Source organism: Streptomyces sp. JLYT201 (assembly GCF_059448825.1).
On sequence record NZ_CM182551.1, the window covers coordinates 5,766,375 to 5,789,772 of the forward strand.

The following is a 23,398-nucleotide window of genomic DNA, read 5'->3' on the forward strand; positions in this document are numbered from 1 at the left end:
CGTCGGTCCGTCCATGTGCTGGGCGGTCGGATGGCCGATGCCCCGGAGCCGGTTAGGCTCGTGTCGCAGGGGCCAGCGCGGCCCCTAGTACCCCCGCGTACCCCGCGTCACATCCCATAAGGAGATGCTCGTGCCGTCCATCGACGTCGTCGTAGCCCGGGAAATCCTGGACTCCCGAGGCAATCCCACGGTCGAGGTCGAGGTCGGCCTCGACGACGGCTCCACCGGCCGTGCGGCCGTCCCGTCCGGCGCCTCCACCGGCGCCTTCGAGGCCATCGAACTCCGTGACGGAGACGCCAACCGCTACGGCGGCAAGGGCGTGGAGAAGGCCGTCCTCGCCGTCATCGAGCAGATCGGCCCGGAGCTCGTCGGCTACGACGCCACCGAGCAGCGCCTGATCGACCAGGCCATGTTCGACCTGGACGCCACGGACAACAAGGGCTCCCTCGGCGCCAACGCCATCCTCGGCGTCTCCCTCGCCGTGGCCCACGCCGCCTCCGAGGCCTCCGACCTGCCGCTCTTCCGCTACCTGGGCGGCCCGAACGCGCACCTGCTGCCGGTGCCGATGATGAACATCCTGAACGGCGGATCCCACGCGGACTCCAACGTCGACATCCAGGAGTTCATGATCGCCCCGATCGGCGCTGAGTCCTTCTCCGAGGCCCTGCGCTGGGGCGCCGAGGTCTACCACACGCTGAAGAAGGTCCTGAAGAACAAGGGCCTGTCCACCGGCCTCGGCGACGAGGGCGGCTTCGCGCCGAACCTGGAGTCCAACCGCGCCGCCCTCGACCTCATCGTCGAGGCCATCAAGCAGGCCGGTTACGTCCCGGGCGAGCAGATCGCGCTGGCGCTCGACGTCGCCGCGTCCGAGTTCTACAAGGACGGCTCCTACGAGTTCGAGGGCAAGTCCCGCTCGGCCGCCGAGATGACCGACTACTACGCCGAGCTGGTCTCCGCGTACCCGCTGGTCTCCATCGAGGACCCGCTGTACGAGGACGACTGGGACGGCTGGAAGATCATCACCGAGAAGCTGGGCGACAAGGTCCAGATCGTCGGCGACGACCTCTTCGTCACCAACCCCGAGCGCCTCCAGCGCGGCATCGACGAGGACGCCGCCAACGCGCTGCTCGTCAAGGTCAACCAGATCGGCTCGCTGACCGAGACCCTGGACGCCGTCGAGCTGGCCCAGCGCAACGGCTTCAAGTGCATGATGTCCCACCGCTCCGGCGAGACCGAGGACGTCACCATCGCCGACCTCGCCGTCGCGGTGAACTGCGGCCAGATCAAGACCGGCGCCCCGGCCCGCTCGGACCGCGTCGCCAAGTACAACCAGCTCCTGCGCATCGAGGAGATCCTCGACGACGCCGCGGTGTACGCCGGCCGCAGCGCGTTCCCGCGCTTCAAGGGCTGAGGCCTAGCCAGTCGTACGTACGTCCCCGTACTCGGTCCCGTACCGTGTGCGGGGACGTACGCACGTAGTGGGGAGGCGGACATGGCAGTGCGGAACCGCGACCGGTTCTCCACCGCGACGCGGCTCAAGCTGCTCGGCGAGCAGACCGCGGAGCGCGTCTACCGCTCCCAGACCAAGCGCCAGGCCCGCCGCTCGCGGCTCACCGGGCGCGCGGCGCTGCTCGTCCTCGTGGTGTGCTCGCTGGTGGTCGCGCTCGCCTACCCGATACGGCAGTACGTCTCGCAGCGCGCCGAGATCGCCGAGCAGCGGCAGAAGCAGGCCGAGCACCGCGAGAACGTCGAGCGCCTGCGCGACGAGAAGGCCCGCTGGCAGGACGACGCCTACGCCGAGCAGCGCATCCGCGACCGGCTGCACTACGTGATGCCCGGCGAGACCGGCTTCACGGTGATCGACCCCCAGGCCGCCGACCGCCACCGCCCCGACGGGGGCGGCACCGACCGGCCCTGGTACTCCAACGTCTGGGACGGCATCGACAAGGCGGACGGCTCCGGCGCCGCGGGCCGTCCCGACGACAACTGATCCGACCCTCGCACCCACCGAAAGACAGGCATGGAAACGCCCCCGCCCCAGACCGAGTCCACCGCGCCCACGGACGCCGACATCGCCGCGTTCCAGGAGCAGCTGGGCCGCCCGCCGCGCGGCCTGCGGGCCATCGCCCACCGCTGCCCCTGCGGCAACCCGGACGTGGTCGAGACGGCCCCCCGTCTGGAGGACGGCACGCCGTTCCCGACGACGTTCTATCTGTCGTGCCCGCGCGCGGCCTCCGCGATCGGCACGCTGGAGGCGAACGGCGTGATGAAGGAGATGACGGAGCGGCTCGCGACCGACCCGGAGCTCGCCGCCGCGTACCGCGCGGCGCACGAGGACTACATCGCCCGGCGCGACTCCATCGAGGTCCTGGAGGGCTTTCCCTCGGCCGGCGGCATGCCGGACCGCGTGAAGTGCCTGCACGTCCTGGTCGCCCACTCCCTGGCCGCGGGCCCCGGCGTGAACCCCCTGGGCGACGAGGCCATCGCCATGCTCCCGGAGTGGTGGCGCAAGGGCCCGTGCGTTTCTCCTGCCGAGGGCTGAGCAGGTACCCGGACCCGCCGCTACCGCGGCGGGATCGCCCCCCACCCGCCCACCCGCAAGCCCCAGCTGTGCGAGGACCGGCCCCGACGCGGAGCGCCTGATCGTCCGTCTTCCCGGTGTGGGCCATCGTTCCGCAGGGCGGAACGGGTGGGCACAGCCCCCCGCTGCCCCCTACCCGTCAACGCAAAGGAGCACCCAGCGTGACCCGCGTGGCCGCCATCGACTGTGGCACGAACTCGATCCGCCTCCTCGTCGCGGACGCGGACCCGCGGACCGGCGAGCTCGTCGACCTCGACCGCCGCATGCAGATCGTCCGCCTCGGTCAGGGTGTGGACAAGACGGGCCGCCTGGCCCCCGAGGCCCTGGAGCGGACCTTCGCGGCCTGCCGCGAGTACGCCGCCGTCATCAAGGAGCACGGCGCGCAGCGCACCCGCTTCGTGGCGACCTCCGCGTCGCGCGACGCGGAGAACCGCGAGGAGTTCGTCCGCGGCGTCCTGGACATCCTCGGCGTCGAGCCGGAGGTGATCAGCGGCGACCAGGAGGCGGAGTTCTCCTTCACGGGCGCCACCAAGGAGCTGACGGGCCGCGCCGACCTGGAGACGCCCTACCTCGTCGTGGACATCGGCGGCGGCTCCACGGAGTTCGTCGTGGGCGACGGCAGCGTCCGGGCGGCCCGCTCCGTGGACGTCGGCTGCGTGCGCATGACCGAGCGGCACTTCGTGCGCGACGGCGCCGTCACCGACCCGCCGACCGCCGAGCAGCTCGCCGCCGTCCGCGCGGACATCGCCGCGGCGCTCGACCTGGCCGAGGAGACAGTCCCGCTGCGCGAGGCGCGGACCCTGGTGGGGCTCGCGGGCTCGGTCACCACGGTGGCCGGGATCGCGCTCGGCCTCGACGCGTACGAGTCCGCCGCGATCCACCACTCGCGCATCTCGTACGAGCAGGTCAAGGCCATCGTGGAGCGGCTCGCGCAGTCGACGCACGCCGAGCGCGCGGCGATCCCCGTGATGCACCCGGGCCGGGTCGACGTGATCGCGGCGGGCGCCCTCGTGCTGCTCTCGATCATGGAGCGGGTCGGTGCCCGCGAGGTGGTCGTGAGCGAACACGACATCCTGGACGGCATCGCCTGGAAGGTGGCGGAGGAGCTCGGCGCGTAGCCCCGCGCGGGTCTCCTCGGCGGGGCCCGGTGGATCATCGCTTGAGCGGGGCGGATGTCGTTTGAGCAGCCGTCGGGCGGCTTCGGCGGCCCGGCGGCGACACTCCGTCGGGAAAGTTCGTGAAGTTCTTCACAAGGAAAACGGCCCAGTAGGGCGTGGTTCCGAGGAGTTTCGGGCCCGCAGGCGGGGTTTTGAAGGCGCGAGACTGACGCTCGCGGCGCATCGCAGGTGTTACAGGGGTGTGAACCGAGGAGTGGTTCACCCGGTGTTGCGGCCCGGAGTGGCTGCTCACGAGGGGTTGACAACGACTCGCGGCACCGGCTGGTTCCCCTGAGGTGTCATGACCTCCGTCACGTGGGCGGCGAAGTGTAGCAGAGGCCCCACCCATCCTTGTGAAGGGGCGCACGAGCGACCCCCTCCGAGGGGGTGGATACTCAATGGCATGAGCACCACGGAGCGTCCCAGGATCCTCGTAGTAGGCGGTGGGTACGTAGGCCTGTACGCAGCTCGTCGCATTCTCAAGAAGATGCGCTACGGCGAGGCGACCGTCACGGTCGTCGACCCGCGCTCGTACATGACGTACCAGCCCTTCCTCCCCGAAGCCGCCGCCGGCAGCATCTCGCCGAGGCACGTCGTCGTCCCGCTGCGACGCGTGCTGCCCAAGGCCGAGGTACTGACCGGTCGGGTCACGACCATCGACCAGGACCGCAAGGTCGCCACGATCGCGCCGCTCGTCGGCGAGGCGTACGAGCTGCCGTTCGACTACCTGGTCATCGCCATGGGCGCGGTCTCCCGCACCTTCCCGATCCCCGGCCTCGCCGAGCAGGGCATCGGCATGAAGGGCATCGAGGAGGCCATCGGCCTGCGCAACCACGTGCTCGAGCAGCTGGACAAGGCCGACTCCACGACCGACGAGGAGGTCCGCCGCAAGGCGCTGACCTTCGTCTTCGTCGGCGGTGGCTTCGCCGGTGCCGAGACCGTCGGCGAGGTCGAGGACATGGCCCGCGACGCGGCGAAGTACTACAACACCGTGTCGCGCGAGGACATGCGCTTCGTCCTGGTCGACGCGGCCGACAAGATCCTGCCGGAGGTCGGCCCGAAGCTCGGCCAGTACGGCAAGGAGCACCTGGAGAGCCGCGGGGTCGAGGTCTACCTCTCCACCTCCATGGACTCCTGCGTCGACGGCCACGTCGTGCTGAAGAACGGCCTGGAGGTCGACTCCAACACGATCGTCTGGACCGCCGGTGTGAAGCCGAACCCGGCGCTCGCCCGCTTCGGCCTCCCGCTCGGCCCGCGCGGCCACGTCGACACCCAGACGACCCTCCAGGTCCAGGGCACCGACTACATCTGGGCCGCGGGCGACAACGCCCAGGTCCCGGACCTCGTCGGCCGCAAGGCGGGCAACGAGAACGCCTGGTGCCCGCCGAACGCCCAGCACGCCCTGCGCCAGGCCAAGGTCCTCGGCGACAACGTGGTCTCCGGCATGCGGGGCTTCCCGCAGAAGGAGTACAGCCACGCCAACAAGGGCGCGGTCGCGGGTCTCGGCCTGCACAAGGGCGTCGCGATGATCGTCATGGGCAAGATGAAGATCAAGCTCAAGGGCCGTCTCGCCTGGTACATGCACCGTGGCTACCACGGCATGGCGATGCCGACGTTCAACCGCAAGATCCGCGTCTTCGCGGACTGGACCCTCGGCATGTTCCTCAAGCGCGAGGTCGTCTCCCTCGGTGCGATGGAGACCCCGCGCGAGGAGTTCTACGAGGCCGCCAAGCCCGCGCCCAAGCCGGCCGCCGCCGCTCCGGTCGAGGAGAAGGCCAAGGCCTCTTAAGGTCCGGCGCACGCCGCATTGACCCGAAGGGTCCCCGCTATCCGTGGAGCGGGGGCCCTTCGGGTTTTTCGCGTCCCGGTGGGAAGAACGGGAAGGAGCGCTGCCCCCGGCCGATTTTCATGTCACGTACACGTATTTTGCCGATTCGTGACGCCGTGACGGGACTGCGCGCACGCGTCGGTGGTGTTTACGTGGAGTCGGACCGTTCCGGGGTACCCCATTGCGGAGGTGTGTGCCATGCAGGACGCCGCTTCGCGGCTGAAGGACATTGCCGAACAGGTGCTGGGAGCCCGGCTCCCCGTTCGGATCCGTGCCTGGGACGGTTCGGAGGACGGTCCGCCGGGGGCACCCGTCCTCGTCGTACGCCATCGGCGCGCGCTGCGCAGGCTGCTGTGGAAGCCGGGGGAGCTGGGGCTCGCCCGGGCCTGGGTGGCCGGGGACCTCGACGTCGAGGGCGACCTCTACCAAGCCCTCGACCTGCTCGCCGAGTTCATCTGGGAGCGCGACGACGACGCCCCCACGCTGCGGCAGTCCCTGCGCGACCCGCGGGTGCGCGCCGCCGTCCGCTCGCTGCTCACGCTCGCCGCGCCGTTCGTGCCGCCGCCCGTGCCGCGCGAGGAGATGCGCAAGCAGGGCAGGCTGCACCGGCACACCAAGGGCAGCGACAAGCAGGCCATCAGCCACCACTACGACGTCGGCAACGACTTCTACGAGCTGGTCCTCGGCCCCTCCATGGTCTACTCCTGCGCCTACTTCGAGGAGCCCGGGAGCACCCTGGAGGACGCCCAGCGCGACAAGCTCGAACTGATCTGCCGCAAGCTCGGCCTGAAGCCCGGCATGCGCCTCCTCGACGTCGGCTGCGGCTGGGGCTCCATGGCCATCCACGCCGCCCGCGAGCACGGCGTGCACGTCGTCGGCGTCACGCTCTCCCGCGAGCAGGCCGCGTACGCCCGCAAGCGCATCGCGGAGGAGGGCCTGACCGACCGCGTGGAGATCCGCGTCCAGGACTACCGCGACGTGCGCGACGGCCCGTACGACGCGATCTCGTCCATCGGCATGGCCGAGCACGTCGGGTCCGAGCGCTATCTGGACTACGCGCGCGACCTCCACACCCTCCTGAAGCCCGGCGGGCGGCTGCTCAACCACCAGATCGCGCGCCGCCCCCTCGGCGACGAGGCGGCGTACTCCGTCGACGAGTTCATCGACGCCTACGTCTTCCCCGACGGCGAACTGGCCCCGCTCGGCACCACCGTGGGCCTCCTGGAGCGCGCGGGCTTCGAGGTCCGCGACGTGGAGTCCATCCGCGAGCACTACGCCCACACCCTGCGCCGCTGGGTCGCCAACCTGGAGGCCGACTGGAAGCGGGGCCAGCGCCTGACGACGCCGGGCCGCGCCCGCATCTGGCGCCTCTACATGGCCGCGTCGGCCCTGGCCTTCGAGCGCAACCGCATCGGGGTCAACCAGGTCCTGGCGGTCAGAACCCCGGAGGACGGCAGATCGAACATGCCGCTACGCGCCCGGGACTGGCGCCCCGAAGGGGCGCGGGGAACTGCGCGACAAGCCACGACGGACCCGCAGACGGAGCATTGAAAAAAGGGGGGCCCGGGTGCTGGTGCACCCGGGCCCCCGCTCAGCCCGACGTCAGTCGGACTTGATGGCCTGCAACGGATTGAGCCGCGCAGCGCTCCGCGCGGGCCACACCGCCGCGAGCACGCCCACCACCGCCGCGATGGCGAGGAAGAGCAGGATCCGCCCGGCGGGGATCTCCATGGTGTACGTCTTCACCGAGCCGGAGATGCTGTCGCCCGCGACCCAGCCGAGGAAGAGGCCGAGGCCGACGCCGAGCACCGCGCCGAACAGGGAGATCACGACGGACTCCAGGCGCACCATCTGCTTGACCTTCGCGCGGTCGAGGCCGATCGCGCGGAGCATGCCGATCTCGTGCTTCCGCTCGAAGACGGACATCGCCAGGGTGTTGATGACACCGAGGACCGCGACCAGGATGGCCATGGCGAGCAGGCCGTACAGCATGTTGAGGATCAGGTTGATGGCGCCGCCGATCTCGTTGCTGATGTCGTCCTTGTCCTGGATCTTGATGGCGGGGTTGTCGCCGAGGGCCTTGACGACGGCGTCCTCCGACGCGTCGCTCACGCCGTCCTTCATCTTCAGCAGGACCTGCTGGTCGGCGATCTTGTTGAGGTGCGGGTCGACCACGGCCGTCGGCGTGAACAGGCCGTCGAGCATCTCGTTCGACTCGTACACGCCCGCGACCGTCAGCCGGACGGTCTTGTCGTCGTCGAACTTCACCGGGACGGTGTCGCCCGCCTTCAGGCCCTTCTTCTTCGCCGTGCCGTCGTCGACGAGCACGCTGTCGCCCTTGAAGCCGGCGGCGGAGCCGCTGGTGTAGTCGAGGGAGACCAGCTTGCCGAAGGACTGGGGGTCCACACCGGTGATGCGCGTGGACGTGCCGTCGGCCTCGCCCCAGGTGGAGCGCAGCGGGCTGGACGCCTCGACGTCCGGCAGCTCGGCCAGGTCGGCGCGGACCTTGGGGCTCAGCGGCTGGTAGTTGGCCATGGAGACGGTGTAGTCGGCCTTCAGGGAGCCCGCGGCCATCTTGTTGATGGCGCTGCCCAGCGAGGTCGCGATGACCGTCATCGCGGTGATGAGGGTCAGGCCGATCATCAGGGCCGAGGCCGTGGAGGCGGTGCGGCGCGGGTTGCGCACCGAGTTGAGGCGGGCCAGCTTGCCGGTGACGCCGAACGGCTTGAGCAGCGGTCCCGCGGCGGCGATGAACGGGCGGGAGAGCAGCGGCGTGAGGACGATGACGCCGACGAGGACGACGGCGGCGCCGCCCGCCATCACGTAGTTGTCCTCCATGAAGAGCATGACCACGCCGAGCGCGACGATGAGCGAGCCGATGGTGTTCCGCACGACCAGGCCGCGCGTGGTGGGCGAGGCGTGGACGCTGTTCATGGCGGCGACCGGCGGGATCTTCGCGGCCCGGCGGCCGGGCAGCCACGCGGCCAGCATCGTCACGACGACGCCGATGAGCAGCGCGACCACGATCGTCGTGGGCCCGACGATCAGGGGCCCGTCGGGCAGCGAGGCGCCGCCCGCGTTCATCAGGGACTCCAGGCCCACGGCCACGCCGATGCCGAGCGCGAAGCCCGCGACGGCGGCGACCAGGCCGACGATGAACGCCTCGATCAGGACCGAGCGCGTGACCTGGCGGCGCGAGGCGCCGACGGCCCGCATCAGGGCCAGCTCCTTGGTGCGCTGGGCGACCAGCATCGTGAAGGTGTTGGCGATGATGAAGATGCCGACGAACAGCGCGATCCCGGCGAAGATCAGCAGCACCTGGCTCATGGCGCTGGTGTTCTGCTCGATCATCCGGTCCTGCTCGTCCTTGAGCGAGGCCCCGGTCTCCGCCTCGGTGTCCTTCGGCAGGAGCTTCTCGACGGCGCTCTTCAGGGCGGTCTCGCTGGTGCCCGCGGCGGCCTTCACGTCGATCTCGTCGTACTCGGACTTGCCGAGGACCTTGCGCGCGGTGTCGTTGTCGAAGACGACGAGGCTGCCGCCCGCGACGACGCTGCCGTCGTCGGTGTCGAAGATGCCGGAGATCTTCGCGGTCTTCACGGGGCCGTCGGTGGAGTAGCGGACGGTGTCGCCGACCTTGTATCCGGCGCGGTCCGCGGTACGGCTGTCGAGGGCGATGTCCGCCCCGGACTTCGGGGCCCGGCCCTCGGTGAAGTCGTAGCGCGGGTCCTTGCCGCCCTTGCCGGGGTAGTAGTTGGCGCCGGTGGTGCCCCAGTCGCCGCCGACGAGCTTGCCGTCCTTGTCGGCGACGGCGGTGAAGCCGGAGTACGCGCCGATCGCGGACTCCGCGCCGGGCAGCTCCTTGGCCTTGCCGAGCAGGGCGTCGGTGAGCCGGGGGGCCTGCTTGGCCTCCTGGCCGTCGTCGTCGTGGGAGCCGCCTTCGGGGCGGACGGCGACGGAGACGTGGTCGAAGCTCTTCGCCGACTTGTTCTTGTAGGCGGAGCCGAAGGTGTCGGTGAAGACCAGCGTGCCGGAGACGAACGCGACGCCGAGCATGACGGCGAGCACGGTCATCAAGAGCCGGGCCTTGTGCGCGAGCACGTTGCGCAGGGCAGTACGGAACATGGTGAGGTCCTGGTGAGGGCGGGCCTGGGGGCGGGAGCGCCCCGAAAGGGGCGCGGGGAACTGCGCGAGCAGCCACAGACGGCCCGCAGGTTCGGCGAGAGGCGAGGGGAGGCGGCCGGGGCCACCCGGCGGAGGGCCGACCAGGGGCTAGCTGGTCCGGCCCTTCGCGTCGAAGTCCTTCATGCGGTCAAGCACCCGCTCGGCGGAAGGCTGGTGCATCTCGTCGACGATCCGCCCGTCCGCGAGGAAGATCACGCGGTCCGCGTACGAGGCGGCCACCGGGTCGTGGGTGACCATGACGACGGTCTGCCCCAGCTCGCGCACGGAGTTGCGGAGGAAGCCGAGGACCTCGGCGCCGGAGCGCGAGTCGAGGTTTCCGGTCGGCTCGTCACCGAAGATGATCTCGGGCTGGGAGGCGAGCGCGCGGGCCACGGCGACGCGCTGCTGCTGACCGCCGGAGAGCTCGGTGGGCCGGTGGGAGAGGCGCCCGGCCAGGCCCACCATGGAGATCACCTGCTCCAGCCACTGCTTGTTGACCTTGCGGCCCGCGATGTCCATGGGGAGCGTGATGTTCTCCAGGGCGGTCAGCGTCGGCAGCAGGTTGAACGCCTGGAAGATGAAGCCGATCTTGTCCCGGCGGAGCTTGGTGAGCTGCTTGTCCTTCAGCGTCGACAGCTCGGTCTCGCCGATGCGCACCGAGCCGGAGCTGAAGCTGTCCAGACCGGCCACGCAGTGCATCAGGGTGGACTTGCCGGAGCCCGAGGGGCCCATGATCGCGGTGAACTGGCCCTGCCCGAAGTCGACGGAGACCCGGTCGAGCGCGACCACCTGGGTCTCGCCCTGGCCGTACACCTTGGACAGATCCGTGGCGCGCGCGGCCACGGCGGTGGCGTGGGCGGCGAAGGGAGTGGTGGTGGTCACGGGGCGGTGCTCCTGTCGGGACGACGTGTCGGGGGGACTCCATCCATCGTCCTGTCCGAGGAGGGCCCCGTAGTCAGCCGCTGCTCCCGGTTCCGGGGGCGACTGCGGTCGGACCCGGGGCGTGCATGTCATACCTGGGGATGACGGGCACCCCTGAGACGCGGGGCCCGGCAGCGGCCGGTCCGGCCCCGTGCACACGACCGGGGGAACCCGGGGGACACGACCGGGGGAAGCGCTCGGGGCACTGGCCGGCCGAGGGTGTGCGCGGGGGCGGCGCACAACGGAGCACGGCCCTCGCGGGGGCGGGCGGGGAACGCATGCCGCACGAGGCGCGGAGAGGGCTAAATTCCGTCAATTCCCTCGTGTGCGCGGGCCTTGGCCGGTGAGGCCCGGGGCAAGTACCACCGGCGCGTACCAGGTGCTGATGCACCCTCAGACGTCAATAAAATAAGACAACGTCGGGCTGCCGTTCCGCTATTCGGGGGATGCCTCCCGATAGGGTCGAAGCCTTGATGCGGAGCCTACGGCCTGCCCGGGTGGTGGAATGCAGACACGGCGAGCTTAAACCTCGCTGCCCTTCATGGGCGTACCGGTTCAAGTCCGGTTCCGGGCACCTCCGCCACCTTCAGCTGACCGTCCTGACCTGGGGCGTTCCATGTCGAGCCCCCTTTGCTGACGGAGCGTCAACTACCGCCGACGGGCGCGCTCTTGATCACTGCGGCTCCGCCCCCAGACCCCCGCTCCTCAAACGCCGGAGAGGCTGGAAAATCCAGCCCGTCCGGCGTTTGAGGACGAGGCGCGCAGCGCCGAAAAAGGCGGGGGCACGGGGGCGGCAGCCCCCGGATCGGGAAGGGGCGGGTCTGGGGCGCCCCGCGAGGGCACCGTTGACACCCGCGGCGGGACGGCCGGAGACTCCCCGGATGCGGACGCAGGTGGGGATCATCGGGGCGGGCCCCGCGGGGCTCGTGCTGGCCCGGCTCCTGCACGGCGCGGGCATCGCTACCACCGTCCTGGAGGCCCGCGACCGGGCCTACGTGGAGGGGCGCCAACGAGCCGGAATCCTGGAGCACGGCACCGCCGAGGTGCTGCGCGCGGCGGGCGCGGGCGAGCGCATGGACCGCGAAGGGACGCGGCACGACGGCATCGAGCTCCGCTTCGACCGCCGCAGGCACCGCGTCGACTTCCCGTCGCTCACCGGCGGCAGGTCCGTGCGGGTCTACGCGCAGACCGAGGTGTGCAAGGACCTCATCGCCCTGCGGCTCCAGGACGGCGGCCCGCTGCTCTTCGGCGCCGAGGCGCTTGCCGTGGAGGGCGCGGACACCGACCGGCCGCGCGTCCGCTACCGCCACGAGGGCCGCGAGCGGACCCTGGAGTGCGACTACGTGGCCGGGTGCGACGGCTTCTGGGGCGTGGCCCGCGCCGCCGTGCCGGCCGCGGTGGCGCGCACCTACGAGCGCGCGTACCCCTTCGGCTGGCTCGGGGTCCTCGCCGCCGCGCCGCCCTCGCACCACGAGCTGGTCTACGCCCGCCACGACCGCGGCTTCGCCCTGCTCAGCCACCGCTCGCCCACGGTCTCCCGGCTCTACCTCCAGGTGCCCGCGGACACCGACCCCGCCGCCTGGAGCGACACGCAGATCTGGGACGAGCTGGAGCGCCGCTGCGAGACCGACGACGGCTGGCGGCTCGCGCGCGGCCCCCTCACCGCGAAGTCCGTCACGCCCCTGCGCTCCTACGTGCACGAGCCGATGCGCCACGGACGGCTCTTCCTCGCCGGGGACGCCGCGCACATCGTGCCGCCCACCGGCGCCAAGGGCCTCAACCTCGCCGTCGGCGACGTCGCCACCCTCGCCCGCGCCCTCGTCGCGCACGCGCGCACCGGCGACCCCGCGCTCCTGGACGCGTACTCCGCGACCTGTCTGCGCCGCGTCTGGCAGGCCGAGCGGTTCTCGAACGCGCTGACGGCCCTGCTGCACCGCCACCCGGACGCCACCCCCTTCGACGACCGCATCCAGCTCGCCCAGCTCGACCGCGTCGCCACCTCGCGCGCGGCCCGCGCGGACCTCGCCGAGGCCTATACGGGCCGCCCCCTGGACGGCGTACTGTGACCGACACCACCCGATAGGGGGGGCCACGGGCGGGCCGGGAACAGCACGCCCGGTCCCGCGCGTTCTCCGGGCGAAGAATGGGGATTCCAAGAGGGATCCCCCGCCACTTGGCGGGAAAGATCCTCCCCAAGCACTAGGCACATCCTTTTGCCTACGCATTACTCTTGAACCAAAGCCACGCACGGTGGCCATGGAGGAGTGAGATGAGGAGCAGCAACCCGGTCTTCTCGCGACGGGGGTTCAGCCGCGACAACGGCTATGCGGGCTTCAACGCGCAGCCGCAGGCCGGGGGCCCCGCAGTCGCGACCCAGGGCAATCCGTACGCCCCGGGGACCCCGCAAGCGGGCCAGCAGGCCCCCACCAACCCGTACGCGGCGAACCCGTACGGCCAGCAGGACCTCCAGGGCGCCCCGCCGCACGCCCCGGTGACCACCCGCATGACGATGGACGACGTCGTCATGCGCACCGCCACCACCCTCGGCGTCCTCGTCGTGACGGCCGCGCTCGCCTGGGCGCTGCTCCCCGTCGACGACGCGAACATCAGCAAGTCGTACGGCATCGCGATCGGCGCCGGCCTCGTGGCGATGGTCCTGGGCTTCGTCCAGGCCTTCAAGCGCAAGGCGTCCCCGCCGCTGATCCTGGCGTACGCCGCCCTGGAAGGCGTCTTCCTCGGCGTCGTCTCCAGCGTCGTCGACAACCGCATCGCGAGCGGCGCGGCCATGCAGGCCGTGCTCGGCACGATGGCCGTCTTCCTCGCCGTCCTGGTGGCGTACAAGGCGGGCTGGATCCGCGTCAACCGCCGCTTCTACGGCTTCGTGATGGCCGCGGCCCTCGGTTTCGTCCTCCTGATGGCGGTGAACCTGCTGTTCTCCGTCTTCGGCGGCGGCGACGGCCTGGGCTTCCGCAGCGGTGGCCTCGGCATCATGTTCGGCATCATCGGCGTGCTGCTCGGCGCGTGCTTCCTGGCCCTGGACTTCAAGCAGGTCGAGGACGGCATCGCGTACGGCGCCCCGCGCGAGGAGGCCTGGCTCGCCGCCTTCGGCCTCACGATGACGCTGGTCTGGATCTACATGGAGTTCCTACGCCTGATCGCGATCCTGCAGGGGAACGACTGAGCATCGCCGACGCGCCGGTGACCCCACCGGCCGGTCGGTGACACAGCGGCCGAAGGGCCCGCGGACCACGGTCCGCGGGCCCTTCGTCGTGTCGTGGTGGGGATCGGAATCGGGGGAACGGGGGGAACGGGGGACAGCGGAACTACGGGTGCCGGTCAGCCCAGGTTGCGCGCGGCACGCCTGAGGTCGTACTCGTGGATGATCGCCTTGGCGTGACCGTAGGCCAGATTGTGCTCGCCGCGGAGCCAGCTGACCTTCTCCTCGAAGCGGAAGAGGGAAGGGCCCTCGTCGACGGTACGCAGCCAGTCGGAGACTTCACGACCGGTGCAGTGGGGGATGCGAGCGAGCAGATTCCGGTGGGTCTCCGCGGAGAAGACTTGGGACATCGGCGCCTCCGGACGCGTTCGATGTGGTCCGTCCTTCACGCCACCGTGCCTGAGCGTTCGGACATTGGCAACAGTCCCGGCTCGGCGCATAGGGTCGCGGTGTGTTCGATACGACGCCTTTGATCGCCGCCGTGGACCGGTTCGCCGACCGGCTGCGGGCCGCGCCCCAGTCCCGTCTGCAGCGCGGCGCGGCCGCCGAAGCCCTGGCACTCGCCCGCGAGTTGGCGGTGCGGGCCCAGCTCAACGAGGCGCCGGAGGCCGAGCCCCGGCTGATGCCGGACGCCGGGATGTTCGCGGCCGCCGACCAGGTCACCGTGGCGGGCCGTGACTTGGCGGTCGTCCTGCGGGACGAGGGGGAGCTGACGGAGGCGGTACGTCTGGTGGAGGAGGCGCTGGCGCGGGCAGGGGTGTGACCGCGGCCGGGGGTCGGCGGGGCGCGGCCCGTTCCTCAGACCGAGGCGATGACGCGGTCCGCCAGGATGTAGACGTTCTCCGTACCGCAGGCGAACGTCAGTGCGTACGCGCCCGAGACGCCGGAGCCGCCGAGCAGGACCGGGGCCCGGCCGTCGCGCAGGGCCGCGGCGAGCAGTTCCGCGGTCTCGCGGTGGCCGGGGGTCATGCACAGCGTCGTGCCGTCCGCGAAGACGTACACGTCGAGGGTGCCGAGCGGCCCCGGGCGGACGTCGGCGAGGGCGGTGCGGGCGTCGGCGAGCTCCTCCAGGCAGGCCACCGTGCGCTCGTGGTCGGTGTGGGCGGGGGACTGCACCGGGACGAAGTCGGGGTGCGAGGGGTGGCGGCGGCGGGCCGCGGCCAGCTCCGCCGAGTCGCCCGCGAACTCGTCGGGGTCGGCGAAGGGCTCCACGACCGGTTCGAGACTGTCCGATTCCAGACCCGCCAGATCGGCCTGGCGCGGCAGGAACAGCTCGTCCGCGATGCTCTCCGGGAACCCGCCGAGCAGCGAGGGGGCGTCCGCGATGTCACGGCTCTCCTGCGCGGCCCAGAACGCGCGCGCCTCGGCCAGCTCCCGCTCCCGCTCCTCGGCGAGGGCGTCGGCGACCGCGGCGCGTATCTCGTCGGTGTCCACCGTCGTGCGGGCAGCCGGCACCACGGCCCGGCCGCCGGCCGCGGCGTGGCTCTCGGCGAGCTCGGTGCGCAGGTCGGTGATCTGCTGCCGCAGGCCCCGCACGGTGTGCAGGGACGCGGCGCCCACGGCCGTGGCGGCGGCCGCGGAGAGCAGCAAGGCAAGACTCATGGCGCTCACTGACGTACTCCCGGTTTCAAGTCGACCCCCGACTTACTACATCAGCTTGAAGCCTGCACGATCCCCCTGTCAGTGCATTACGTCACGAATTGGACAGGACTTTCGGCCCGGTGTTTCTCGGCGGGTCCACGCTGACCTGGGCATATGAATCTCCCCCAGGAGATTGGTCACATCCTGGGGGAGATTGGGTCACGAATGTGTGGAGGGGGCGGAGGGGCCGCCGTTTCCCGGTGGGCGAGGCGGGCGGCCCCGGGCCCGGCTCCGGCGCGTCAGCTGAGGCGCTCGATCACCATGGCCATGCCCTGGCCGCCGCCGACGCACATGGTCTCCAGGCCGAACTGCTTGTCGTGGAACTGGAGGCTGTTGATCAGCGTGCCGGTGATGCGGGCGCCGGTCATGCCGAAGGGGTGGCCGACGGCGATCGCGCCGCCGTTGACGTTCAGCTTGTCGAGGGGGATGCCCAGGTCGCGGTAGGAGGGGATGACCTGGGCGGCGAAGGCCTCGTTGATCTCGACGAGGTCGATGTCGGAGATCGTGAGCCCGGCCCGCCGCAGGGCCTGCTTGCTGGCCTCGACCGGGCCGAGGCCCATGATCTCGGGGGAGAGCGCGGAGACGCCGGTCGACACGATCCGGGCCAGCGGGGTCAGGCCGAGCTCGCGGGCCTTGGTGTCGGACATGATCACGAGGGCCGCGGCGCCGTCGTTCAGCGGGCAGCAGTTGCCCGCCGTGACGAGCCCGTCCGGGCGGAAGACCGGCTTGAGGCCCGCGACGCCCTCCATGGTGACGCCCGCGCGCGGGCCGTCGTCCGTGGCCACGACCGTGCCGTCGGGCAGCGTCACCGGGGTGATCTCGCGCTGCCAGAAGCCGTTCTTGAGGGCCTCCTCGGCGAGGTTCTGGGACCGTACGCCGAACTCGTCCATGTCCTGGCGGGTGACGCCCTTGAGCCGGGCGAGGTTCTCCGCGGTCTGGCCCATCGCGATGTACGCGTCCGGCACGAGGCCGTCCTCGCGGGGGTCGTGCCAGTCGGTGTCGGTCTGCTGGGCGCGCTCGGCGGTGCGGGCCTCGGCGTCGGCGAAGAGCGGGTTGTGGGTGTCGGGCTGGCCGTCACTGCTGCCCTTGACGCTGCGGGACACCATCTCCACGCCCGCCGAGACGAAGACGTCGCCCTCGCCCGCCTTGATGGCGTGCAGGGCCATGCGGGACGTCTGCAGGGACGAGGAACAGTAGCGGGTGATGGTGCAGCCCGGCAGGTGGTCCATGCCCATCTGCACGGCCACGATCCGGCCGAGGTTGTGGCCCTGCTCGCCGCCGGGCAGACCGCAGCCCAGCATGAGGTCGTCGATGTCCCTGGGGTCGAGCGCGGGGATCTTGTCGAGGGCGGCCCGGACGATCGTGGCCGTCAGGTCGTCGGGGCGGAGCTCCTTGAGCGAGCCCTTGAAGGCACGGCCGATGGGGGAGCGGGCGGCGGAGACGATCACTGCTTCGGGCATCAGGGGACTCCAGGGGTAACGGGCAGGGCTTCTTGGGAAGTTACCCGCACGTATGGTGAGGGTCACGGGGTCCGGGCTGTGACGCGGGCCGCATTTCTAAGCGAGCGCTCAGGGCGCGCGCGGGAACGGGCTGCGGCTTTCCCCGGGCATGCGGTGTCGCCGCTGCCGCGGCGGGGGGCTTTCCCGCCCACCCGCCCGTGACCGCGTGGTCTTTGCCCGCGCGGCTGTTCGGCGGCCCCCCGGAGCCCCTCGCGTGCCGCCGTTACGTGACCGGGGCCGGGTCCGGTGTCTGGATCCGGCGGCGCCTGCGCTTGAGGAGGGCAAAGCCGCCGCTGCCGCGGCCGGGGGCTTCGGTGCCCGCCCGTGACCGCGTGGTCTTTGCCCGCGCGGCTGTTCGGCGGCCCCCCGGAGCCCCTCGCGTGCCGCCGTTACGTGACCGGGGCCGGGTCCGGTGTCTGGATCCGGCGGCGCCTGCGCTTGAGGAGGGCAAAGCCGCCGCTGCCGCGGCCGGGGGCTTCGGTGCCCGCCCGTGACCGCGTGGTCTTTGCCCGCGCGGCTGTCCGGCGGCCCCCGGCGTCCCTCGCGTGCTGCCGTTACGTGATCGGGGCCGGGTCCGGTGTCTGGATCCGGCGGCGGCGCCTGCGCTTGAGGAGGGCGAAGGGGCCGCGCGGGCCGGAGGGCATTGCTCCGGTTACTTCCGTGCCGCCTTCGGAGGCGGCCCGCGCCGCCGCCCGGGCCACCGGCAGGAAGCCCTCGCGCCGCGACACGTCGGGGCGCTCCTCCTCCGGCCACAGGCCGAGCGCCGCGCAGAGCGTGGGCAGGACCGCCATCGCCGCGGTGGCGTACCCCTCTGCGGAGGGGTGGTAGTTGTCGGGACCGAACAGTTCACGGGGGTTCGCGGCGAACTCCGGGCCGAGCAGGTCGCCGAGCGACACCGTGCGGCCGCCCTGCTCGACCACGCCGATCGTCTGCGCGGCGGCCAGCTGCCGCGACACCCGGCGGGCCAGCCACCGCAGCGGCTGGTAGACGGGCTCGATCGTGCCGAGGTCGGGGCACGTGCCGACGACCACCTCGGCGCCCGCGGTGCGCAGTCTGCGCACCGCCGACGCGAGCAGCCGCACCGACCGCGTCGGCGGCATCCGGTGCGTCACGTCGTTGGCCCCGATCATCAGGACGCACACGTCGGGCATCCAGCCCGTCTCGTCGGACAGGACCAGCGTCACCTGCCGGTCGAGGTCGTCGGACTGCGCCCCGGCCTTGGCCACGACCCGCAGGTCCACCGGCCGCTCGGCCACCGCGGCGAGCCCGGACGCCAGCAGCGCGGCGGGCGTCTGCCGGGCCCGGTGCACGCCGAGCCCCGCGGCCGTGGAGTCCCCGAGCATCGCGAACCGCAGCGGCTCCCCGCACGCGGCCCGGGCCGCGAAGGCCGCCCCGTACCGCCCGTCGGCCCGCGGCGGCGTCCCGTGCCCGCCGTTGCCCACGGACCGCTTGGCCAGCTGCACCTCGGCGAGGACGATCCCGACCGTGGCCGCGCCGAGCAGCCCGATGCCTCCGCCGCCGTACGCCGCGCCCGCGGCGATGCGCCGCGCCACCCTCGCCCTCGACATCCCCGCTGTCACCTCTGCCAGGTCCCTGTGGAGCCGTTCGTCCCTTACATCCACTCATTGCCCCGTCAGGACGGTCGGCCAATCGCGAGAGGAGGTGACTCGGGCAGATGGCCCCGTAGTCTGACGGTTACCGAAAACCGAAATACGAACACCTCGTGCGAGCAGCCATGCCCTCACGACGTCGCGCCCCGGATACCCGGCCGGATACACGGAGACAACGTGCAATTCCACGACTCGATGACCAGCCTCGTCGGCAACACCCCGCTGGTCAGGCTCAACAACGTGACGCAGGGCCTGAAGGCCACCGTCCTCGCCAAGGTCGAGTACTTCAACCCGGGCGGCTCCGTGAAGGACCGCATCGCCCTGCGCATGATCGAGGCGGCCGAGGCCAGCGGCGAGCTCCGCCCCGGCGGCACCATCGTCGAGCCGACCAGCGGCAACACCGGTGTCGGCCTGGCGATCGTGGCCCAGCAGAAGGGCTACAAGTGCGTCTTCGTGTGCCCGGACAAGGTGAGCACCGACAAGATCAACGTGCTGCGTGCCTACGGTGCCGAGGTGGTCGTCTGCCCGACCGCCGTCGACCCCGAGCACCCGGACTCGTACTACAACGTCTCCGACCGCCTGGTCCGCGAGATCCCGGACGCCTGGAAGCCGGACCAGTACTCCAACCCCAACAACCCCCTGTCGCACTACCACTCCACCGGGCCCGAACTGTGGGAGCAGACGGAGGGGAAGATCACCCACTTCGTCGCGGGCATCGGCACCGGCGGCACGATCTCCGGCACCGGCGGCTATCTGAAGGAGGTCTCGGGCGGCAAGGTCAAGGTCGTCGGGGCCGACCCCGAGGGTTCCGTGTACTCCGGCGGCTCCGGGCGGCCGTACCTGGTCGAGGGCGTCGGTGAGGACTTCTGGCCGACGGCCTACGACCGCAACGTCACCGACGAGATCATCGCCGTGTCCGACAAGGACTCCTTCCAGATGACGCGCCGCCTCGCCAAGGAGGAGGGCCTCCTGGTGGGCGGCTCCTGCGGCATGGCCGTCGTCGCGGCGCTGCGCGCGGCGGAGGGCCTCGGCCCCGACGACGTCGTGGTCGTCCTGCTGCCCGACAGCGGCCGCGGCTACATGAGCAAGATCTTCAGCGACGAGTGGATGAACGACTACGGCTTCCTGGAGGAGGCCGGCGACCAGCCGCGCGTCGGTGACGTCCTGCGCCGCAAGGAGGGCGGCGAGCTGCCCTCGCTCGTCCACATGCACCCGGAGGAGACGGTCGGCGAGGCGATCGAGGTCCTGCGCGAGTACGGGGTCTCGCAGATGCCCATCGTGAAGCCGGGCGCCGGGCACCCCGACGTGATGGCCGCGGAGGTCATCGGCTCGGTGGTGGAGCGCGAGCTGCTCGACGCGCTGTTCGCGCAGCGGGCGTCGCTGCACGACCCGCTGGAGAAGCACATGTCCGACCCGCTGCCGCAGGTCGGCTCCGGTGAGCCGGTCGGGGACCTGATGTCCGTGCTCGGCACCGCGGACGCGGCCATCGTCCTCGTCGAGGGCAAGCCCACGGGTGTCGTGAGCCGCCAGGACCTCCTGGCCTTCCTCGCGGAGCAGCAGGGCAGCTAGGCCCGGACTTCGCGGAACCGGTACGTACGCGACACGTCCGCGCAGCACCCCCTTAACACGGCTCGGGCACTGTAGGGGGTGTCGGCGTCAGGACTTCCGGAGCGGCTCCCGGACCTCCAGCGACGCCCCGGACGCGAGCGCTCGGCCCTGACCTGTGCGCCCGTCCCCGCGGGGACCGCCGTCGTCCCGCCCCTCGGCCACGCCCGGGGGTGCGGCGGTCCCCGCGCTATGCGCGGGCGCTGTTTCCGGGGCCACGCCGGGTGGGCCTTCTTCCCCGCCGTATCCGCTCCCGCTTCAAGAACCGCGCTACCGCGCTTGTCCTCAAACGCCGGACGGGCTGGGAGCTTCCGGCTGGGCCGGAGGCTTCCCGTGGGGGTCAGTCTTCCCAGTCGGGCTTGCGGGGGGAGCGGCGGAGGAAGGGGAGGAGGCCCGTGCCGCGTGCGGCGTGGACCGCGTTGACGCCGACGATGCCGAACCACGTCACGAAGAGGCCGGACAGGCCCGCGTTCACCACGCCGATCGCCGAGAGGGGGATCGCGAGGATGAGCGAGACGACGCCGAAGCCGAAGCGCTCGCCCCAGGAGTCCACTCCGCTGGCGGGGTTGCGGGCGCTACGGGCCATGATCATCTGCTGTTCGGCCAGGTGACGGCGCATCTGCCGGTCGATCGTGCCGTCCAGGCGCTTCTCGACCTTCTCGAGGAACGAGTCGACGAGCGCGGACTCGTACTCCTCGCCGAGGTCCTTGCGCGCGTGCAAGGCGGCGTCGAGTTCCTTCTTGAGTTCGGCGTCACGTGTGGCTTCCATACCCCTTAAGGTACGCAGCCCGCGGCCCCCGGACAGTGGGGCTAACCCCCCATTCCGTCCTGGGCGAGGCCCCCGGTCGCCGGCGCGTGGGCCGGGTCGCGCCGGGCGAGCAGCCAGTACAGGAGGGCCGGGACCACGAGCCCCACGACCCAGGAGACGTCGGCGCCGCCGAGGGAGTCCACCAGCGGCCCGGTGTAGAAGTGCGTGACGAGGAACGGGAGCTGGGCCAGGAGGCCGGTCCCGTACACGGCGAGGGCGTCCCAGCGCCAGGCGCCGTACCGGCCGTGCGGGTCGAACAGGGCCGGGATGTCGTACCGCTCCTTGGAGATCAGGTAGTAGTCGACCAGGTTGATCGCCGACCACGGGGTGAAGAACGTCAGCAGGAACAGCAGGAAGTCCTTGAAGGACGTCAGAAAGCTGTCCTTGCCGAGGAGCGCCACCGCGGTGCCCGCGACCATGATCAGGCCGATGTACGCGGCCCGGCCGCGCGGCGAGAGCGTCTTCTGGGCGCGGAAGCCGCCGATGCCGGTGACCATCGACATGAAGCCGCCGTACGTGTTGAGCACGTTGATGGTCAGCTTGCCGAGCGCGATCACGAAGTACAGGAGCGAGGCCACGAGGCCGGTGCCGCCGAGCCCCACGACGTACTCGACCTGGTGGTCGAGGAACGCCCCGCCCGCGCTCGCGGCCACCAGGACTCCGAACGTCATCGACCACTGCGACCCGAGCGCGGACCCGGACAGCGTCCACCAGAACGTGGCGCGGGCCGACGTCGTGCGCGGCAGATAGCGCGAGTAGTCCGCGACGTACGGGCCGAACGCCAGCTGCCACGAGGCCGAGAGCGAGACCGCCAGCAGGAACACCGGCAGGTCGAAACGCGCGTCCGAGAGCAGGTCCTGGAGGTCGACGCGGTCCAGGAGGCGGATGCCGAGGTAGACGAAGGCGAGCGCGCAGACCACGCTCGCGATCCGGCCGAGGACGTGGATCACGCGGTAGCCGACCGTGGCCGTCACCGCCGTGACCACCGCGAAGAGGACGATCCCGGTGGTGTCGCCGGTGTGCGTCAGCTCGGCGGTGGCCTGCCCGGCGAGCACGCTGCCGCTGGCGAAGAAGCCGACGTACATCAGGATGACGAGGAGCAGCGGCACGACGGCGCCGCGCACCCCGAACTGGGCCCGGGACTGGATCATCTGGGGCAGGCCGAGCCGGGGGCCCTGCGCGGAGTGCAGGGCCATGACGGCGCCGCCGAGCACGTTGCCGAGGGCGAGGCCCACGATCGACCACACCACGTCGCCGCCGAAGACGACGGCGAGCGCGCCCGTGACGACCGCCGTGATCTGGAGGTTCGCGCCGAGCCAGAGCGTGAACTGGCTGACGGGGCTGCCGTGCCGCTCGGCGTCCGGCACGACGTCGATGGAGCGCTGCTCCACCAGGGACTTGGGTGACTCCGTCATGGTGCGCCGGTCCTCGCCTCGCCGGACTGTATATGGTCATGCAGAGTTCTGGTTTGCTGAATACTTTGTCAATGGTCGGGTGGCGACAGGAGCGGGAGCGGCGTGAGGAGTCCGGCATGAGTGACAGTCCAGCGGCACGGCTTCAGGCGCTCTTCGAGGGGCACCGGCTCACGCCGACGCAGCGCCGCATCGCCCACTGCATGGTGCGGCGCGCCGCCGACGCGCCCTTCCTGTCCAGCGTCGAGCTGGCCGAACTCGCGGGTGTCAGCCAGCCGTCCGTGACCCGCTTCGCGGTCGCGCTCGGCTTCGACGGCTACCCGGCGCTGCGGCGCCACCTGCGGGACGTGGCCCCGGCGGAGGCGCCGGAGGACGCCGCGGCGAACGAGTACCAGCAGGCCGTCGAGGCCGAGATCGAGAACCTGCGCCACCTCGCGGCCGTCCTCGCCGACCCCGCGCCCGTCGAACGCGCGGGCCGCCTCCTGGCCGCGTCCCGGCCCCTGCCGGTCCTCGGCCTGCGCGCCGCCGCCGCCCAGGCCTACGGCTTCTCGTACTTCGCCGCGAAGGTCCACCCCGACGTGCGGCTGCTCGACGAGGGCGGCTCCATGCTCACCGACCGCCTGGACGCGGCCGTGCGCGCCGGGGCCGACGCCCTGCTCTGCTTCGCGCTGCCCCGGCACCCGCGCGAGGTCGTGGACGCCCTCGCCCACGCCCGGGCCGCGGGCCTCACCGTCGTCACCGTCGCCGACTCCGCCTTCGCGCCCGTGGCCGCGCACTCCGACCTGCTGCTGCCCGCCGCCGTCGGCACCGGCCTCGCCTTCGACACGGCCTGCGCCCCCATGCTGCTCGGCCGGGCGCTCCTGGAGGCCGTGTGCGACGCGCTGCCCGACGCGCAGGCGCGACTGGAGGAGTTCGACGTGGGGGCGGCCGAGCGCGGCCTCTTCGTCGAGTGACGACC

At 71.5% G+C, this 23,398-nt stretch carries 19 protein-coding genes and 1 tRNA gene; 12 read left to right on the plus strand and 8 right to left on the minus strand.

What is annotated here, in order from left to right; all coding sequences use genetic code 11:
• Window positions 1-130 precede the first annotated feature (130 nt).
• From eno to AC5WAM_RS24215, 6 genes are all read left to right on the plus strand, one after another.
• A complete protein-coding gene (gene eno, locus AC5WAM_RS24190; protein WP_138960126.1) occupies window positions 131-1,411 on the plus strand; it encodes a phosphopyruvate hydratase in 1,281 nt (426 codons plus the stop codon).
• Window positions 1,412-1,492: 81 nt separating this feature from the next.
• Window positions 1,493-1,990 carry an FtsB family cell division protein gene (locus AC5WAM_RS24195; protein WP_366791519.1) on the plus strand — a complete coding sequence of 166 codons (498 nt, stop codon included), beginning with the start codon at window positions 1,493-1,495 and terminating at the stop codon, window positions 1,988-1,990.
• A 30-nt stretch (window positions 1,991-2,020) separates the two neighbouring features.
• Window positions 2,021-2,542: a DUF501 domain-containing protein gene (locus AC5WAM_RS24200; RefSeq protein WP_495518787.1), complete on the plus strand. Its 522-nt coding sequence runs from the start codon at window positions 2,021-2,023 to the stop codon at window positions 2,540-2,542.
• Window positions 2,543-2,742: 200 nt separating this feature from the next.
• Window positions 2,743-3,699, plus strand: coding sequence for a Ppx/GppA phosphatase family protein (locus tag AC5WAM_RS24205; RefSeq protein WP_495518788.1), 957 nt, complete (start codon window positions 2,743-2,745; stop codon window positions 3,697-3,699).
• 442 nt (window positions 3,700-4,141) lie between these two features.
• Window positions 4,142-5,527, plus strand: coding sequence for an NAD(P)/FAD-dependent oxidoreductase (locus AC5WAM_RS24210; protein ID WP_366791517.1), 1,386 nt, complete (start codon window positions 4,142-4,144; stop codon window positions 5,525-5,527).
• 237 nt (window positions 5,528-5,764) lie between these two features.
• Window positions 5,765-7,117: a class I SAM-dependent methyltransferase gene (locus AC5WAM_RS24215; RefSeq protein WP_495518789.1), complete on the plus strand. Its 1,353-nt coding sequence runs from the start codon at window positions 5,765-5,767 to the stop codon at window positions 7,115-7,117.
• Window positions 7,118-7,168: 51 nt separating this feature from the next.
• Here AC5WAM_RS24215 and AC5WAM_RS24220 read toward each other — a convergent pair whose 3' ends face one another.
• Window positions 7,169-9,688, minus strand: a complete 2,520-nt coding sequence (locus AC5WAM_RS24220) for an ABC transporter permease (protein ID WP_495518790.1) — start codon at window positions 9,686-9,688, stop codon at window positions 7,169-7,171.
• Between the two features lie 147 nt (window positions 9,689-9,835).
• Complete coding sequence (locus AC5WAM_RS24225; protein WP_495518791.1) at window positions 9,836-10,609, minus strand: ABC transporter ATP-binding protein; 774 nt, start codon at window positions 10,607-10,609, stop codon at window positions 9,836-9,838.
• Window positions 10,610-11,139: 530 nt separating this feature from the next.
• Between AC5WAM_RS24225 and AC5WAM_RS24230 the strand changes: the two genes are divergently transcribed.
• The 3 genes from AC5WAM_RS24230 to AC5WAM_RS24240 all read left to right on the plus strand — a co-directional run bounded on the left by AC5WAM_RS24230 (window position 11,140) and on the right by AC5WAM_RS24240 (window position 13,829).
• Window positions 11,140-11,222: transfer RNA gene (locus tag AC5WAM_RS24230), tRNA-Leu, on the plus strand.
• Between the two features lie 307 nt (window positions 11,223-11,529).
• Entirely contained in the window at window positions 11,530-12,714 is a 1,185-nt protein-coding gene (locus AC5WAM_RS24235; RefSeq protein ID WP_495518792.1) for a 4-hydroxybenzoate 3-monooxygenase, read from the plus strand.
• A 203-nt stretch (window positions 12,715-12,917) separates the two neighbouring features.
• A complete protein-coding gene (locus AC5WAM_RS24240) occupies window positions 12,918-13,829 on the plus strand; it encodes a Bax inhibitor-1/YccA family protein (protein WP_495518793.1) in 912 nt (303 codons plus the stop codon).
• 155 nt (window positions 13,830-13,984) lie between these two features.
• Here the strand turns inward: AC5WAM_RS24240 and AC5WAM_RS24245 are convergent, their stop codons facing one another.
• Window positions 13,985-14,215: a DUF4287 domain-containing protein gene (locus tag AC5WAM_RS24245; protein ID WP_138960116.1), complete on the minus strand. Its 231-nt coding sequence runs from the start codon at window positions 14,213-14,215 to the stop codon at window positions 13,985-13,987.
• Window positions 14,216-14,316: 101 nt separating this feature from the next.
• Between AC5WAM_RS24245 and AC5WAM_RS24250 the strand changes: the two genes are divergently transcribed.
• Window positions 14,317-14,628 carry a hypothetical protein gene (locus tag AC5WAM_RS24250; RefSeq protein WP_366791512.1) on the plus strand — a complete coding sequence of 104 codons (312 nt, stop codon included), beginning with the start codon at window positions 14,317-14,319 and terminating at the stop codon, window positions 14,626-14,628.
• A 35-nt stretch (window positions 14,629-14,663) separates the two neighbouring features.
• On the opposite strand, the gene AC5WAM_RS24255 is transcribed toward AC5WAM_RS24250, so the two are convergent.
• The 3 genes from AC5WAM_RS24255 to AC5WAM_RS24265 form a co-directional block, all read right to left on the minus strand.
• Entirely contained in the window at window positions 14,664-15,476 is an 813-nt protein-coding gene (locus AC5WAM_RS24255; protein WP_495518794.1) for a hypothetical protein, read from the minus strand.
• Window positions 15,477-15,745: 269 nt separating this feature from the next.
• Window positions 15,746-16,966, minus strand: a complete 1,221-nt coding sequence (locus AC5WAM_RS24260) for an acetyl-CoA C-acetyltransferase (protein WP_366791510.1) — start codon at window positions 16,964-16,966, stop codon at window positions 15,746-15,748.
• Between the two features lie 593 nt (window positions 16,967-17,559).
• Complete coding sequence (locus AC5WAM_RS24265) at window positions 17,560-18,558, minus strand: SGNH/GDSL hydrolase family protein (protein ID WP_495523644.1); 999 nt, start codon at window positions 18,556-18,558, stop codon at window positions 17,560-17,562.
• Window positions 18,559-18,792: 234 nt separating this feature from the next.
• On the opposite strand from AC5WAM_RS24265, the gene AC5WAM_RS24270 reads away from it, so the two are divergent.
• Window positions 18,793-20,184, plus strand: coding sequence for a cystathionine beta-synthase (locus tag AC5WAM_RS24270; RefSeq protein WP_366791509.1), 1,392 nt, complete (start codon window positions 18,793-18,795; stop codon window positions 20,182-20,184).
• 376 nt (window positions 20,185-20,560) lie between these two features.
• Here the strand turns inward: AC5WAM_RS24270 and AC5WAM_RS24275 are convergent, their stop codons facing one another.
• Together AC5WAM_RS24275 and AC5WAM_RS24280 are read right to left on the minus strand one after the other, a co-directional pair.
• On the minus strand, window positions 20,561-20,989 hold the full coding sequence (locus tag AC5WAM_RS24275) for a hypothetical protein (protein WP_366791508.1): 429 nt from the start codon (window positions 20,987-20,989) through the stop codon (window positions 20,561-20,563).
• A 41-nt stretch (window positions 20,990-21,030) separates the two neighbouring features.
• Window positions 21,031-22,443: a purine-cytosine permease family protein gene (locus AC5WAM_RS24280; RefSeq protein WP_495518795.1), complete on the minus strand. Its 1,413-nt coding sequence runs from the start codon at window positions 22,441-22,443 to the stop codon at window positions 21,031-21,033.
• Window positions 22,444-22,559: 116 nt separating this feature from the next.
• Here AC5WAM_RS24280 and AC5WAM_RS24285 point away from each other — a divergent pair, with 116 nt between their 5' ends.
• Entirely contained in the window at window positions 22,560-23,393 is an 834-nt protein-coding gene (locus AC5WAM_RS24285) for a MurR/RpiR family transcriptional regulator (RefSeq protein ID WP_366791506.1), read from the plus strand.
• Window positions 23,394-23,398: the final 5 nt, after the last annotated feature.